Source organism: Planococcus wigleyi (assembly GCF_014836985.1).
GTDB lineage: Bacteria > Bacillota > Bacilli > Bacillales_A > Planococcaceae > Planococcus > Planococcus notacanthi.
The window spans coordinates 330,443-345,398 of record NZ_JACSPU010000005.1 but is presented as its reverse complement, the minus strand read 5'-3'; the positions used below and the strand labels follow the sequence as shown (position 1 = coordinate 345,398).

Sequence of the window (14,956 nt, the reverse complement as noted above, 5' to 3'; positions counted from 1 at the left end):
GTTCAGGTGGCCGGCTGAATTAGTGAGGTAGAAGCTCCAGATAGTGAGGTAGAAACGTGGAGTGTTCATGTAGGGATGTGGAATTCATGTAGAGAGTGAAATAGTTCAGGTGGCCGGCTGAATTAGTGAGGTAGAAGCTCCAGATAGTGAGGTAGAAACGTGGAGTGTTCATGTAGGGATATGGAATTCGTGTAGAGAGTCGACTAGTTCATGTAGCCGGTTGAATTAGTGAGGTAGAAACCCTATATAGGCATGTAGCAACGCGAGAAGTTCATGTAGAAAGCTAGAACCCCTGTAAGAATCCGGATAGTTCATGTAGCCGGCTGAATTAGTCATGTAGAAACTTCAAATCACCTTCTAACAACCCATCCGCTCGAGCCAGGATTCAAAAATCCTCGTTAACAGCTACCTCTATCGGGTGACATTTGATAAAATTGATGTGCAGGGAAGTTTTAACCATCCACAGCATCTAAAGGAGAGAGCAATAGCATGAAATACTTTTTAACTGGAACAGTCATCGCTTTGATCGGCGTGTTGGTGGCCTATTTGATGAACGATTGGTCACTGGTCTACATCATCAGCGGCATCGTTGCAGGCGTTGCATTAATTTGGGGCGTCTTGGCATTGGGCACCGGCAAAAATAAGTCCACAAGAACAACAAGTTCAGAAAAACGCCGCGAAAAGCAGCAGCGCGTAACGAAAATGAGAAATTGGGTATTGTTGGCTGTACCGAATATCATCGCAGTCATTGTTAACTTATTTGTGATTTCATAAAGCGGATGGGGTGATGAGGTGTTAGGGTATTACAGCAGGTTGTCGTCAGAAGTCTATGACCTCGATAAGCCGATCGGCAGTTCGTTCGGGGACATCGAATATTATTTGGAGCGGCTCGCTTCCTGCAACGGACGCATTCTGGAGCCGGCGACAGGAACGGGTCGCCGGCTCGTGCCCATGCTGGAAAAAGGCTTCCAGGTGGACGGCTTTGATTTATCCGAGGAAATGCTGGATACGTGCCGTGCCAATTGCAAAGCGCGGGGGCTGGAGCCGAAATTGTTCAATGCCAAAATGGAGTCGTTCTCGATGGATGCAAAGTATGCAGCTATTGTCATTCCGACAGGGACCTTCCTGTTGCTTCATGAACGCGAGGCATCGGTGCAGGCGTTGCGCAATTTCCATCACCATTTGGAAGCAGGCGGCCGCTTGATTGTCGATTTGCATGTGCCTTCAAACATCGAACTGGAGAAAACGTCGACGCGGACGTGGCAAGCTGTGAACGGCGACACGCTGACAGTGGAAAGCAAGAAAATCGAAGTGGACTGGATCCGGCAATACTTCATTTCGCAAGGGCGATACGAACGTTGGCGTGAAGGACGGCTTATTGAAGCAGAACTTGGGCGATACCCGATGCGCTGGTACGGAGTTGAGGAATTCAAGGCTATTCTGAAGAAAGTCGGTTTCAATAACATCAGCATCTCATCAGGCTATCAATTTGGCCAGTATCCGAAAAATGCAGATTCCATCATCACTTTTGAAGCAACAAAATAGAAAACGAGGCGGATTGCGCCTCGTTTTTTTTTATGTGTTTAAGGTTATTTTCAATGTGCAGCAATTCGGCTGCCTTCACTTTTCTTATTGTCCAGACTCCAGCACCCAGATTCTAGGGTCATAAGCCCCCTTGGCTATGCGGCTGAAGAAACGCCGCTTCGCCAATGCGTCTTATGCCCGTCGAATCTATATGGGCGCTTCCGCTTTTCGTTATTTCCGGTTCAATTCCACTGCATCCCAGATCAGCAGCTTCAGCTCGTCCGCCTGGATTTCATCGGTCCGGTTCAGCCGTACATGACGCATTTTTTTGCCGTCGCCTTCTAAGAGATTGGATTTGTCGCGTAGCTCAGCACCCCGGTAAAAGCCGAAGTTGACGTGGCTTTTGGCAGTCTGCATATAGCATACCAGGCCTTCTTTAGCATAACTCGGCTTGGACCATTTAAAGCCTTCGTCCATTTCGGGATAGGCTTCGAACACCAATGTGCGCAGCTGCGCCACGATTTCCTGTGCCGGGCTTTCCAGCGCTTCGATAAATTCATCTACTTGCGGATCTTTGATTGGATGCATAGACGGACTCCCCTTAATTCGTTTTGGACGATACCAGTAAAAACCGTACATCTTGTTCCGTTAAGTTGAACCAATAATGTTTTTTGCGTGCATCGAACAGAATCGACTGCTGCTGGGCAAGCTCGATGCGTTCGCCTTCGACTTCCACAGTCAACACCCCGTCCACTACAAATAAAAACTCGTAGCCGTTGTGCGCAAAAGGATTGCCTTCCGAATCACCCGGCTTCAAGGTCACCAGCATCGGTACGAAGCTGGCCTCTTTCACTCCTTGTGATAAATCTTTGTAATAAAACCGTTCGAGTCGCTCGGCCCAATCGATTTCCTCGGTTTCATTCGAAAAAAACAGGCTAGGGTCCACTTTCAAGGCATCCGCTATTTTACGCAGCGATTCCAGCGTCACGCTCGATTTGCCGCGTTCGACTTGCGACAGGAAACTGATGGAGACATCAGTCTGTTCCGCCAGCTCCTTTAACGTCATGTTGCGCTCCTTGCGAAGGCTTTTCAGTGTAATCCCAATTGTTCCGTCCGACATGCAGAAACCCCTCTTTGCTAAATGTTCTGTCTTCATCATACCGTAGATGGCAAAGAAATAAAATTGTGACAAGATATTGACAGAATATTGCTAACTGACTAAACTGTTGAAAAGGGAGAATTGAAGTGTCACTTCAATTTATTCGCAAGGGGGAACTAGTATGGATAAAAAGCAAACACGCAAGGTTTTAACGGCAAGTCTCGTGGGGAGTTCGATTGAATGGTTTGATTATTTCCTGTATGGCACAATGGCGGCATTGGTGTTCAACCAATTGTTTTTCATCAATGAAGATCCGACGGTCGGGCTGATGCTCGCTTACGCATCTTTCGCGCTGTCATTCTTTATCCGTCCATTCGGGGGCATCATCTTCAGCCATATCGGCGACCGCATCGGCCGCAAAAAGACCTTGGTCATCACCTTGAGCCTGATGGGTTTTGCCACGTTCGCCATGGGGTTATTGCCTACGTACCAGGCAATCGGCGTCGCGGCACCGATCCTGCTGATTACGCTTCGGTTGATCCAAGGACTTGGCATCGGGGGCGAATGGGGCGGAGCATTATTGCTTGCGACTGAATATGCGCCGCCTGAAAGACGCGGGTTTTTCGGCAGCATCCCACAGATGGGCGTCACCATCGGAATGGTTATGGGAACCTTGGCTCTTTACATCATGACCTTATTGCCGGAAGCGGCGTTCATGAGCTGGGGCTGGCGCGTGCCGTTTATCCTGAGCGCATTCCTGGTGATCTTCGGCTTATGGATCCGCAAAGGAATCGATGAAACACCGGAGTTCAAGGCCGTACAGGCATCCGGCGAGATTCCGAAAGTGCCGATTGTTGAAACCTTGAAGTACCACTGGCGTGAAGTGCTGATCGCCATCGGTGCAAAAGTTGTCGAAACGGCTCCGTTCTATATTTTTGGAACATTTGTCGTGTCGTATGCGACAACCAACCTTGAATTTTCAAGAACTGCCACTTTGGCGGCAGTGATGATTGCGACTGTCATCACGACGATTTTGATTCCCATCATGGGTTCATTATCCGACCGTGTCGGCCGCAAAAAGATGTACGTTACAGGATCGGTGGCCATGGGGTTATTCGCATTTCCATATTTCTGGTTGTTGCAGCAGGGGTCTGTAACTTTGTTGATTGTCGCGACGATCATCGGGCTGGGCATCATCTGGGCGCCGATCACAGCCGTTCTCGGCACGATGTTTTCAGAAATCTTTGACGCCAAAGTGCGTTATACTGGAGTTACGTTAGGCTACCAGATCGGTGCGGCTTTAGCAGGCGGAACGGCGCCACTCGTTGCGACATTCCTATTGGCGACATTCGATAATTCCTATGTGCCGGTCGCACTTTACATTATCCTGACTGCTGTCATTTCACTCTTGTCCATCTGGGCTGTAAAGGATTTGAGCGGCAGACAGGCTCAGCCGGAACCAATAGTAACGACAAAAGAAAGCCGCGTCTAAGCGGCTTATTTTTTTAGGAGGATACCCATGCTTATCATCAACGAACAGCAGATTCAGCAGCAATACCATATGAAAGACGCCATCCGTGACGTCACGGAAATGCTTCGCGCCAAGCAAGAGGGCCAGATCAACAGCCCGCATCGCACGGTTCTTGATTTCCCGGAACGTCAGGCATCGGCGTTGTATATGCCGAGTGCGGATATGGCGAATAAAATATCAGGCGTCAAAATAGTCACCATCTTCCCGGAAAATCCGGCACAGGGCAAGCCGACTACGCAAGGCGTCATCTTGTTATCCGACGGCGACAACGGCGAGCATGTCGCGATGATGACCGCTTCTTATTTAACCCGCTTGCGGACAGGCGCGCTCAGCGGCATCGCCACCGACTTATTGGCGCGCAAAGAAAGCCGTGTGCTGACCGTCATCGGCACAGGGGCGATGGCATTTGAACAGGTGCTGGGCGTACTTGCGGTGCGGCCGATCGAAAAAATCATTCTGGTCAACCGGACACCGGCAAAAGCGGAGCGCTTCGGCGAAAGCCTGGTTGCGTTCGGAGTGGAAATCCCGTATGTCGTTGAAACCGTCGTTTCGTCGGCAGTCCAGCAGGCGGACATCATCTGCTGCGCGACGCGTTCGAACGAGCCTGTGTTTAACGGGGAGGACTTGAAACCTGGAACGCATATCAACGGTGTCGGCTCTTACTTGCCAAGAATGCGCGAAATGGACGAAACCACCATCCTGCGCGCGAATAAAATCGTGGCGGATGACATTGCCGGCGTCAAAGACGAAGCGGGCGAACTGATCCACAGCGCTGAAAGCGGCGCCTGGTCATTCGACCAACTGTACGCAGAACTGGCACAATTGGTCGTCGGCGACGTTGCCGGACGTGAAGCAGAATCCGAAATCACTTTCTTCAAATGCGTCGGCGCCGCTTATTTCGACTTGGCAGTCGCCAAAGGCGTCTACAGCAAAGTAGAAGCAAGTGGAGCGGGCATGAAAGTGGAATTGTAGGTTTTTTGAAAAGGGAATCCTGTAAGCGGCAATTGACGCTTACGGGATTCTTTCATTATGTGGAGGTTTTGGTTTTTACATGGGGTTTTTGTGGTGGTACATGAATTATTTGCGATTCTACCTGACAAGTGAGCGTCTCTACATGAACTATTTGCTTTTCTACCTGAAGTCTTCGTTGCTACCTGAACAATTCGTGTTTCTATCTGACAAGCGAACGTCTCTACCTGACCAATTTGCTTTTCTACCCGAAGCCTCCGATGCTACCTGAACAATTCGCGTTTCTACATGACAAGTGAGAGTCTCTACCTGAACAATTCGCTTTTCTAGCTGAAGTCTTCGATGCTACCTGAACAATTCGTGTTTCTACCTGACAAGCGAGCGTCTCTACCTGAACTATTTGCTTTTCTACCCGAAGTCTTCGGGGCTACCTGAACAACTCGTGTTTCTACCTGACATATTCTCATCTCTACAAGAACTCCAACAATCCAAAACCTAGAATGCCAAAAGAAGCAGTTCGGCTGCGCGAACTGCGTTTTACAAAAAGCCGTTGTAGCTTACTCAAAAATAGAAGGCGAAACTAAGTGACAAGTGTTTTTCATCTTTATTAATCAGCAAATAAATATGCGGAATTGATGTAATACTTACACAACGCCATGGGATTTTTTGTATAATGATGGAAAGAGGTGGCAGATGTGAAGTTGATTAGAGGAGACGTTCAGGGGTATAGAGGGATAACAGTTCCTTATAATTTTATTCGAAATAGCGGCAAGGCAAAAACCTTGGCGATCTTTTTTCCGGGCGCAGGATACAAAACTACGTCGCCGTTGTTTCATTTCACCGAGGAAGTCTATTTAAACAGAGTGTATGACGTGCTGTGCGTAGACTACCGGTATGTAGACAAAGAATACGATGATTTTACCAATGAAGAATTAGACCGGGCAGTCAAAGTGGATGTGGCTGCTGTTTTGGATAAGTTCTTTTTAGATGCTCAATATGATGAGTATTACATAGTAGGCAAGTCGCTGGGAACCATTGCGATGAGTTTGGAAATTAAGAAGCGGCGGTTTGAAAAAGCGAAGCTGATTTGGCTGACACCGTTGATCGACCAGCAGGGAGTGTTGAATGCGATGATTGACAGTCCTCATCCCGCCTTATGTTTTATTGGTGATCAGGATCGTTATTATTCTGAAGAAAATTACCGCAAGCTTGAAGCCAATCCAAACCTGGCATCGAAATTATATCCCGGGTTGAACCACAGTTTGGAATACGGGGACAGGCCGGTGGATTCGATTGGCATGTTGCAGGACATTATTGCGGACATCGATAAATTTTAATCAAAAAAGCAACGCGCCGATGCGCATTGCCTCTTATTCTTCGATATGGCCGATGGGTTTTGCGGGATTGCCGCCGACGATGGAGTTGGCAGGTACATCTTTGGTGACGATGGCACCGGAAGCGATGACGGTATTGTCGCCGATTGAGATGCCGGGATTGATGACGGCACGGCCGCCGATCCAAACATTGTGGCCGATAGTGACCGGTTTGCCGAATTCCTTGCCGGAATTGCGGGCAACCGGATCGAGCGGATGAGTTGCTGTGTAAATGTGGACCCCCGGCGCAATCATACAATTGTCGCCAATCCGGATTTCACAGACGTCCAGAAATACACAGTCGAAATTGGCATAGAAATTGTTGCCGACATGAATGTTAAAACCGTAATCGCAGCGGAGATTCGGTTCAACATGGATCAATTCGCCGGTTGAACCAAAGAGCTTTTTCAGCAGAATGGTTCGGTCTTGACCATCCATTTCGGTCGTTTCGTTGAACAAGCGGCTAAGGCGGCGGGCATTCATTCGCTTTTGGCGCAGCTCTGAATCCTGCGGATCGTACATTTCACCAGCCAGCATCTTTTCTTTTTCCGTTTTCATTCGTCAACCTCCCAGCAATAATCATGATAATTTGATTGTATCATAGCTAATTCAGGAAACATTTAGTAAACTTATGGAATATTCTTTATAATAGAGAGAGATAGGAGTGGGAGTTATGAAAGCAATTAACAACAAAATCATTGGCTACAAAGGAATCGAGGTTCCTTACACAGTCATGCTGACCGAAGATTACACAAAGAAATTAGCCATCTTTTTGCCAGGTGCGGGGTACACCGCAAAAAGTCCAATGTTTCATTTCGCAGAAGAGATTTTCTTGAATCAAAACTATGATGTCCTGCGGGTCAATTATCAGTATACAGACAAAGCATACGATGACTTCACCATGAAGGAATTGAATGAAGCGATTGTGCAAGACGTGCGTTTGGTGATCAGTGAAGTGCTCAAAGGAAGAAACTATCAGGAATTCTATTTGATAGGCAAATCCCTCGGCACCATTGCGATGGCTGCCGAAATGAAGCGTCCGGAATTCAGCGAGGCCAAAGCCGTTTGGGTGACGCCATTGATGAATCAGGAAGACGTGTTGAACACCATGGTCAACAGCAGAAATCCTGCTCAATGCTATATCGGCGATAAGGATCGCTACTACTCCCCGGGAGCTTTCGAATTATTGAAGACGAATCCGAGCCTGGAATCTACCTTGCTTCCCGACATCAACCACCGATTAGATTGCGAAACGGATCCACTGAAATCCATCGATGCCTTAAAGCAAATCATCGCTGGAATTAAGAACTTTTAACCATCCACCATCCGCATAACTGTGGGTGGTGTTTTTTTAGCTTTGCCGTAGTATTTATTCTGCTATAGTCCAGCCGCAAACAAATAAGAGGACGTGTGTTCTCTTTTTCTGTATAATAAGCCCAGTAAAACTTTGTCTGAAGTTGAAAATGATGAAGGGGTGATAAATTGAACAAAAATTTGTTGCAATTATTTGAAGAATGCAGAGATGTCCACGTCCTGTATTCGTATGAGGAAACCGAAAAATATATCGAACAAGTCGTGGCTTATGCCAAGCACGGCGTTGAAGTGGGAGATTATGTCATTCTGATTGAAAATCCCCGTTTGACTCCCAAAATACAAACTGAACTCAAGCTTCAACTTTCTGAACAGCAAATGGAATTCATCCATTTTGTAAGAAGTTATGACTTTTATTATTCCAGCGGAAGTTATCATCCGCCAGCGATTCAGGCGTATTTTGAAAAAACGATTGAACCTTATTTAGCCAAACAAGCCACGTTCAGATCTTGGGCGCATGTAGAATGGGCGACGATGGAAGACCCGATCCACTTGGTGAAGGATTTTGAAAAGATCATCGATGTTGCGGTAAAAGAATACGAATTTCCATTGATTTGCGCCTACGCAAACAAATCAATGCCGAAAGATATTAAAAATATGCTGCTCGAAGTGCATCCATATGTTCTGGTAGAAGACGATGTAGTCGTCTCAGATTTATATGCCGCAGCAGAAGCTTAATCACATAGCCTGTGAAACGTGGCAAAATCTATCGTTAACCTAACACTACCGGGAAAGCCCGGTAGTGTTTTTTTGATTTATGCTAGACTCGCCATCGGAAAAATTTCAGCGGAAACAGTCAAGGTTATCTATCTGAGTTATTGCTATCTACGGGTTTCTACAAGGATAATGCGTCTCGCTACATGCTCAAGCAAGACTGCTACATGAACAATCGATACTCCTACAGCGATGGCGACTCTCTACCGGAAGTTACCGGGTTTCTACAAGGAAAATTTGTCTCGCTACATGCCCAAGTGGGGCTGCTACATGAACCATCGACATTCCTACCGCGGTTGCCACTCTCTACCGGAAGTTACCGCGTTTCTACAAGGATAATTCGTCTCGCTACATGCCCAAGTGGGGCTGCTACATGAACAATCGCCACTCCTACCGCGAAAGACGCCTCTTAAGAAAGCATCCCAATAAAAAGCGTTAGCCATCTTCAACCGAAACGCTTATAAAAATCAATGAATTGCCAACATTTAGTTGGCAATTCTGCAAATTCATGTATGATGTTAGAATAATACTCACTTTAAGGGGAAGAGGGGATTTTGATGGCAGAATGGTGGAAAAAGTCGACGGTGTATCAAATTTATCCGAGGAGTTTCATGGATTCGGATGGAGATGGTCTCGGCGATATTAGAGGCATTATTCAAAAACTTGATTACTTGCATGAGCTTGGGGTGGACATTCTTTGGTTGTCGCCGGTCTATGATTCGCCGAACGATGACAATGGGTATGACATCCGTGATTATTATCAAATCATGAAAGAATTTGGCACCATGGCGGATTTTGATGAATTGCTGAAAGGGGTTCATGCTCGCGGCATGAAACTCGTTATGGACCTTGTCGTCAATCACACATCCGACGAACACGAATGGTTCAAAAACCATCCCGACTTTTACATATGGCGCGACGAGCCGACGAATTGGCGTTCATTCTTCAGTGGCTCGACATGGGAATTCGAGAAAGAACGCGGCCAGTATTACCTGCATTTATTTTCCAAAAAGCAGCCGGATTTAAATTGGGACAATCCGGAATTGCGTGAGGCGGTCTACGAAATGATGCGTTGGTGGCTCGATAAAGGGGTAGATGGCTTCCGCATGGACGTCATCAACATGATTTCAAAAGTGCCGGTCATGCATGATGCACCGGGCGGCGACGGCAGCCATCAATTCATGAATGGTCCGAATGTCCACACCTACTTGAGAGAAATGAACCAGCAGGTGCTGTCGCAATACGATATTGTTACGGTCGGTGAAATGCCGGGCACAACGCCGAAAGAAGCGCGCGAGTACACAGCTGCAGAAAACCGCGAACTCAATATGATTTTTACATTTGAACATATGGGGCTCGATCAGGCATCTGGCGAGAAATGGGATTTGAAGCCGCTGAAATTGACGGACTTGAAAGAGAATCTGGAAAAATGGCAGCATGGCCTCCATAATGAAGGCTGGAACAGTTTATACTGGAACAACCACGACCAGCCACGCATCGTTTCCCGTTTCGGCAACGACACGGACTACCGTGTGGAATCGGCGAAGATGCTCGCTACATGCCTTCATTTTATGCAAGGAACGCCTTATATTTACCAAGGCGAAGAACTTGGGATGACCAATGTGCGCTTTGATTCGATTGCCGATTACAAAGACATCGAAACAGTGAATATGTACGCGGAAAAACGCGAAGCCGGTATTCCGCACGCTGTCATCATGGACAAGATCCACGTTAAAAGCCGCGACAACGCCCGGACGCCGATGCAATGGTCGGCTGAGCCGAACGGCGGATTTACAACCGGGACGCCTTGGCTGAAAGTGAACCCGAATTACACGGAAATCAATGCTCTGCAGCATAAAAATCCAGAGTCGATTTATCAGTATTACAAAAAACTGATCGGTTTCCGCAAAGACATGGACATCATCACGCACGGCAATTTTGAACTGCAGTACCGCGAAGACAATGAACTGTTTGCCTACACGCGTTCATGGAATGATGAATTGCTGACGGTTTACTGTAATTTTTCGGACCAGCCAAAAGCGGCAGTTCGCCCTGAAGGCAATGTGCTGATCGGCAATTACTCAGCTGATGCCGGTGAAGGGGATATTTTGTTGAGACCGTACGAAGCGGTTGTTTACTACAAATAAAAGCGTAAATGGAGGAAAAGCAAAGCTATGGCAAACGTATTAGGCGTCGACATTGGCGGAACAAAAGTCCGCATGGGTGTCATTGATGACAAGGGACAGATTTTATACGACGAACAGATTCCAACCGAGATTCCGCTGTATCCGTATCTGGAAGCGAATATCCTGCGCATGCTGGAGGCGAGGCCAGAAATCGATGCAATCGGCATCGGCACACATGGCTTTGTCGATCCGAAGCAAGGCAAAGTCATTTATGCCGCGGAAACATTGCCGGGGTGGACCGATACACCGGTTAAGGAATGGCTGGAGAAGGTAACAGGAAAGCGTGTTGAAGTGGAAAACGATGCAAATGTTGTCGCACTTGCGGAAGCGAAGTTTGGTGCGGCGCAAGGACTGGATCGTGTGGTCGTCTTAACGCTCGGTACCGGCCTTGGCGGTGGCGTATTGTGGGACGGAAAGCTTTTGAGTGGCGGCCCTCATGGAGGAGCAGCTGAACTTGGCCATATGATCCTTTATCCAAATGGCGTGAAATGTGCATGCGGAAGACTGGGCTGCAGCGAAATGTACGTTTCCGGCACGGCATTGCGCCGCCGGATCCGCGAAGCGGGGCTGGACATCACGCCGCCTGAACTGTTTGAGAATGCGGAGAAAGATCCGGCAGCAAAAAAAGTAGTGGAAGAGTTCACAGGCGACTTGGCCCTTGTCATCAGCAGCCTGCAGGCAGCATTTGATATGGAAATGGTCATCATCGGCGGCGGTGTTTCCGAAGCAGCGGACTTATGGATGGAGCCTTTCCAACGGCAGCTCAAACCGATGTTATTGAATCCGTTGCAAGTGGAAGTGGCGCGTTTTGAAAACGATGCAGGCATTTTAGGTGCTGCATTGCTGGTGTTGGAAAATGAATGATCCACAGAAAAGCAGTGACAGTCTAAGAGCTGTTGCTGCTTTTTTCTGCTCGTGCTAAAACGCAAATTAAGCAAAAAAATGAAATAGTTTTAAAATTACATATTGTGCAAACGTTTTCATGGTGGTATGATACAAATAATTAATTATTGGAAACACGCTTCAGAGAGTTTCCAATAATTATTTACGACATTGTGCAAACGATTGCATGAAAACCAAAAGGGGGAGTTTAGGATGAAGGATTTTAAGTTCAACAAGGGGTTAGTGGCATCATTGATGTTGTCGGCAGCAGTATTAGCAGGGTGCAGCAGCGACGGGGAAGAAGCTTCAGGTTCAGGAAGCGAAGATCAGGTAACGGTTGATATTTTCCAGTTCAAAGTGGAATTTAAAGACCAGTTTGAAGACGTAGTGGCGCTTTACGAAAAAGAGAACCCGGACGTCAATGTTGAAATCACTACTGTCGGAGGCGGAGAAGATTATGGCGCGGCACTTCGTTCACGCTTTGCATCCGGAAACGAACCGGCAATCTTCAACATCGGTGGACCTCAGGACGTTGCGGACTGGAAAGACAATTTGTCTGACTTAGCTGAAACAAAAGCAGCGGGAGCCGCACTTGAAGGCACACTTGACGGTGTAACGGTTGAATCTGAAGTGCTTGGACTTCCTTATAACCAAGAAGGATACGGCTTTATCTACAACACACGCCTGTTTGAGGAAGCTGGAATTGATCCAGCGTCGATCACAGATTTCGCATCACTTGAAGAAGCTGTGAAAACATTGGATTCGAAAAAAGACGAATTGGGACTTGAATCGGTTTTTGCTTTCCCAGGAAAAGAAGCATGGGTAACAGGACTTCACTTATCAAATACATTCTTGGCACCTGAATTCGACAACAATGTATTGGCGGCATTTGACGCAAAAACTGTCGACTTTAAATACGCAGAAGGTTACAAGAAAATCGTCGATCTACAAAACGAATATTCGAAACAGCCGACTGTGAGCCTTGATTATTCTCAACAAGTCGAAGAACTGTTCTCTCTTGAGCGTGTAGCGATCATCCAACAAGGAAACTGGGCTTACGGCTCAATCGCTGGAATCGACCCTGAACTTGCAGACAGCGGTGTCGGCCTGATGCCGATTCCTGTAGAAGGTCTGGATAACGCAGGCTTACCGGTTGGCGTACCGATGTACTGGGGCGTAAACAAACAAGCGGACGAAGATGTCATCAGAGAATCAAAAGAATTCTTGGATTGGCTTTATACTTCAGACGCTGGAAAAACAGCGGTAGTGGAAGACTTTAAATTCATTCCTGCCTATGAAGGTTACGATACTTCAAAAATCTCCGATCCAATGTCGAAAGCGATTTATGATGCGTCTGAGTCAGGCAACACAATCGGTTGGGTGTTCATGGGCTATCCGACTGGATGGGGTGAAGACGAACTTGGCGCAAGTATCCAAAAATACTTGAGCGACGAAGCAAGCTGGGACGAAGTCATCGAATCAGCTAAAGAAGCTTGGAAAACAAGCAGAGCTGAATAATAACAAAACAACCCGGTTTTCATCATGAGCGTGATAAACAAAGTAGCCTCTGTGCTACTTTGTTTTGTCACCGGAGCTTTCATGGAATGAGTTAAGGAAGGAAAGGTGCCTACATGCGTACAAAAGATTTATCCTATTGGTTGTTCCTCGCCCCCGTTTTACTGGCGCTAACGCTGGTTGTCATCGTTCCGATGCTGCTTGGAGTTTATTATTCATTTACTTCCTGGAACGGTATTGTTACTGGTGAATTCGTCGGTTTACAAAATTACATTGATTTGTTCAAAGATGAGCGGTTCTTGGATTCTCTATGGTTCACAACAAAATTCTCGATCGTTTCAGTTATTCTGATCAACATCATCGGACTGTCCCTGGCATTGCTTGTGACGGGCCGCGTCCGTTCTAGCAAGTTATTGCGTACGACATTCTTTATGCCGAACTTGATCGGTGGATTGATCTTAGGATTTATTTGGCAGTTCATTTTCATCAAAGTGTTCGCCAGTGTCGGTGAAATCATCGGCATGGAAAGCCTGCAAGGTTGGCTGTCTACGACAGACACCGGATTCTGGGGCTTGGTTATCTTGATGAGCTGGCAGATGGCCGGGTATATCATGGTCATCTACATCGCTTATTTGGAAGGGATGCCGAAAGAATTGCTGGAGGCTTCTGAAATTGATGGAGCTTCTACATTCCAGCGTTTCCGTTACATCGTCTTTCCGCTTGTCGCGCCTGCGTTCACGGTCAGCATGTTCCTGACGCTGTCCAACTCGTTCAAATTGTATGACCAGAACTTGTCGCTGACAGGCGGCGGACCTTACAACTCAACTGAAATGGTGGCAATGGAAATTTTCAAGACTGCGTTCACGCAAAATGCCTTCGCTTATGCGCAGGCCAAAGCGGTCATATTCTTTGTCATCGTTGCGATCATCGCTCTTGTTCAAGTTTATGTGAACAAACGCAAGGAGGTTGAAATGTAATGCGGAAAAAGTGGGATATCAAACTGGAAGTCCTTGGGGGATTATTGGCGCTTTTATGGCTGGCCCCTTTTTATCTCATGTTCGTCAACTCGTTCAAATCAAAAAAAGAAATATTCATGGATACCATCAGCCTGCCGGCAGAATGGAACTTCGATAATTACATCACCGCTTTCGAAGAGCTTGATTTTATGCGTACGCTTTTCAATTCATTGTTGATCACCATCGTCAGTGTGGTTTTGATCATCGTCTTCTCTGCGATGGCTGCGTATGCGCTGTCCCGTGCGAAAAGCAAACTCAGCACGGTGCTGTTTTTTGTATTCGTTGCAGCGATGTTGATTCCATTCCAGTCGGTCATGATTCCGCTCGTGACGGTATTTGGCCAATTTGAAATGCTGAACCGCGGCGGATTGATCTTCATGTATCTTGGATTCGGTGCAAGCCTATCGATTTTCCTTTATCACGGCGCCTTGAACAATGTTTCGCGCTCGCTGGATGAAGCAGCAACAATCGACGGAGCCAACCGCTGGCAAGTATTCTGGTACATCATCTTCCCGATCCTGAAGCCGATCACGGTGACGGTGGCGATCCTGAACATTATCTGGATCTGGAACGATTACTTATTGCCTTCATTGGTCATCAACACTCCGGGAAGCGAGACGATCCCATTGAAGATGTTCTTTTTCTTCGGAGAATATACGAAACAATGGCATCTGGCACTTGCGGGCTTGACGCTCGCCATCATTCCGGTCATCATTTTCTACTTTATTGCACAACGTGAAATCATCAAAGGCGTATCGGATGGAGCAGTAAAATAA

At 47.1% G+C, this 14,956-nt stretch carries 15 protein-coding genes; 12 read left to right on the top strand and 3 right to left on the bottom strand.

The genetic code is table 11. The features are described from left to right. Positions 1-489: 489 nt before the first annotated feature. Both H9630_RS15355 and H9630_RS15350 read left to right on the top strand, forming a co-directional pair. Complete coding sequence (locus H9630_RS15355) at positions 490-774, top strand: DUF5316 domain-containing protein (protein ID WP_191716373.1); 285 nt, start codon at positions 490-492, stop codon at positions 772-774. A gap of 18 nt (positions 775-792) precedes the next feature. Then, the gene (locus H9630_RS15350; RefSeq protein WP_191716372.1) at positions 793-1,545 is read left to right on the top strand and encodes a class I SAM-dependent methyltransferase; all 753 of its coding nucleotides are present in this window, start codon (positions 793-795) and stop codon (positions 1,543-1,545) included. Between the two features lie 210 nt (positions 1,546-1,755). Here H9630_RS15350 and H9630_RS15345 read toward each other — a convergent pair whose 3' ends face one another. Together H9630_RS15345 and H9630_RS15340 are read right to left on the bottom strand one after the other, a co-directional pair. Further along, complete coding sequence (locus tag H9630_RS15345) at positions 1,756-2,112, bottom strand: DUF1801 domain-containing protein (protein ID WP_191716371.1); 357 nt, start codon at positions 2,110-2,112, stop codon at positions 1,756-1,758. A gap of 13 nt (positions 2,113-2,125) precedes the next feature. Then, entirely contained in the window at positions 2,126-2,644 is a 519-nt protein-coding gene (locus tag H9630_RS15340) for a helix-turn-helix domain-containing protein (protein WP_191716370.1), read from the bottom strand. Positions 2,645-2,804: 160 nt separating this feature from the next. Here H9630_RS15340 and H9630_RS15335 point away from each other — a divergent pair, with 160 nt between their 5' ends. From H9630_RS15335 to H9630_RS15325, 3 genes are all read left to right on the top strand, one after another. Beyond that, complete coding sequence (locus H9630_RS15335; RefSeq protein ID WP_191716369.1) at positions 2,805-4,115, top strand: MFS transporter; 1,311 nt, start codon at positions 2,805-2,807, stop codon at positions 4,113-4,115. Positions 4,116-4,142: 27 nt separating this feature from the next. After that, entirely contained in the window at positions 4,143-5,126 is a 984-nt protein-coding gene (locus H9630_RS15330) for an ornithine cyclodeaminase family protein (protein ID WP_191716368.1), read from the top strand. Between the two features lie 692 nt (positions 5,127-5,818). Next, positions 5,819-6,460, top strand: a complete 642-nt coding sequence (locus H9630_RS15325; RefSeq protein WP_191716367.1) for an alpha/beta hydrolase — start codon at positions 5,819-5,821, stop codon at positions 6,458-6,460. Positions 6,461-6,493: 33 nt separating this feature from the next. Here H9630_RS15325 and H9630_RS15320 read toward each other — a convergent pair whose 3' ends face one another. Beyond that, entirely contained in the window at positions 6,494-7,054 is a 561-nt protein-coding gene (locus H9630_RS15320; RefSeq protein ID WP_191716366.1) for a maltose acetyltransferase domain-containing protein, read from the bottom strand. A 115-nt stretch (positions 7,055-7,169) separates the two neighbouring features. On the opposite strand from H9630_RS15320, the gene H9630_RS15315 reads away from it, so the two are divergent. The 7 genes from H9630_RS15315 to H9630_RS15285 all read left to right on the top strand — a co-directional run bounded on the left by H9630_RS15315 (position 7,170) and on the right by H9630_RS15285 (position 14,956). Further along, on the top strand, positions 7,170-7,811 hold the full coding sequence (locus tag H9630_RS15315; RefSeq protein WP_191716365.1) for an alpha/beta family hydrolase: 642 nt from the start codon (positions 7,170-7,172) through the stop codon (positions 7,809-7,811). Positions 7,812-7,978: 167 nt separating this feature from the next. Further along, the gene (locus H9630_RS15310) at positions 7,979-8,545 is read left to right on the top strand and encodes an MEDS domain-containing protein (RefSeq protein ID WP_191716364.1); all 567 of its coding nucleotides are present in this window, start codon (positions 7,979-7,981) and stop codon (positions 8,543-8,545) included. Between the two features lie 587 nt (positions 8,546-9,132). Then, positions 9,133-10,728 (top strand): glycoside hydrolase family 13 protein, encoded by a 1,596-nt coding sequence (locus H9630_RS15305; RefSeq protein WP_318248007.1) that lies wholly within the window; start codon positions 9,133-9,135, stop codon positions 10,726-10,728. A 27-nt stretch (positions 10,729-10,755) separates the two neighbouring features. After that, positions 10,756-11,631, top strand: coding sequence for an ROK family protein (locus H9630_RS15300; RefSeq protein WP_191716362.1), 876 nt, complete (start codon positions 10,756-10,758; stop codon positions 11,629-11,631). Positions 11,632-11,862: 231 nt separating this feature from the next. Further along, positions 11,863-13,167 (top strand): ABC transporter substrate-binding protein, encoded by a 1,305-nt coding sequence (locus tag H9630_RS15295; RefSeq protein ID WP_191716361.1) that lies wholly within the window; start codon positions 11,863-11,865, stop codon positions 13,165-13,167. Between the two features lie 113 nt (positions 13,168-13,280). Then, positions 13,281-14,141, top strand: coding sequence for a carbohydrate ABC transporter permease (locus tag H9630_RS15290; RefSeq protein WP_191716360.1), 861 nt, complete (start codon positions 13,281-13,283; stop codon positions 14,139-14,141). Next, positions 14,141-14,956 carry a carbohydrate ABC transporter permease gene (locus tag H9630_RS15285; protein ID WP_191716359.1) on the top strand — a complete coding sequence of 272 codons (816 nt, stop codon included), beginning with the start codon at positions 14,141-14,143 and terminating at the stop codon, positions 14,954-14,956. Before H9630_RS15290 ends, H9630_RS15285 begins: the two co-directional genes overlap by 1 nt.

Coding starts and splice junctions, on each gene's coding strand:
- H9630_RS15355 (WP_191716373.1), top strand. CDS start 490: ATGAAATACTTTTTAACTGGAACAGTCATCGCTTTGATCGGCGTGTTG.
- H9630_RS15345 (WP_191716371.1), bottom strand. CDS start 2,112: ATGCATCCAATCAAAGATCCGCAAGTAGATGAATTTATCGAAGCGCTG.
- H9630_RS15340 (WP_191716370.1), bottom strand. CDS start 2,644: ATGTCGGACGGAACAATTGGGATTACACTGAAAAGCCTTCGCAAGGAG.
- H9630_RS15335 (WP_191716369.1), top strand. CDS start 2,805: ATGGATAAAAAGCAAACACGCAAGGTTTTAACGGCAAGTCTCGTGGGG.
- H9630_RS15330 (WP_191716368.1), top strand. CDS start 4,143: ATGCTTATCATCAACGAACAGCAGATTCAGCAGCAATACCATATGAAA.
- H9630_RS15320 (WP_191716366.1), bottom strand. CDS start 7,054: ATGAAAACGGAAAAAGAAAAGATGCTGGCTGGTGAAATGTACGATCCG.
- H9630_RS15315 (WP_191716365.1), top strand. CDS start 7,170: ATGAAAGCAATTAACAACAAAATCATTGGCTACAAAGGAATCGAGGTT.
- H9630_RS15300 (WP_191716362.1), top strand. CDS start 10,756: ATGGCAAACGTATTAGGCGTCGACATTGGCGGAACAAAAGTCCGCATG.
- H9630_RS15295 (WP_191716361.1), top strand. CDS start 11,863: ATGAAGGATTTTAAGTTCAACAAGGGGTTAGTGGCATCATTGATGTTG.
- H9630_RS15290 (WP_191716360.1), top strand. CDS start 13,281: ATGCGTACAAAAGATTTATCCTATTGGTTGTTCCTCGCCCCCGTTTTA.
- H9630_RS15285 (WP_191716359.1), top strand. CDS start 14,141: ATGCGGAAAAAGTGGGATATCAAACTGGAAGTCCTTGGGGGATTATTG.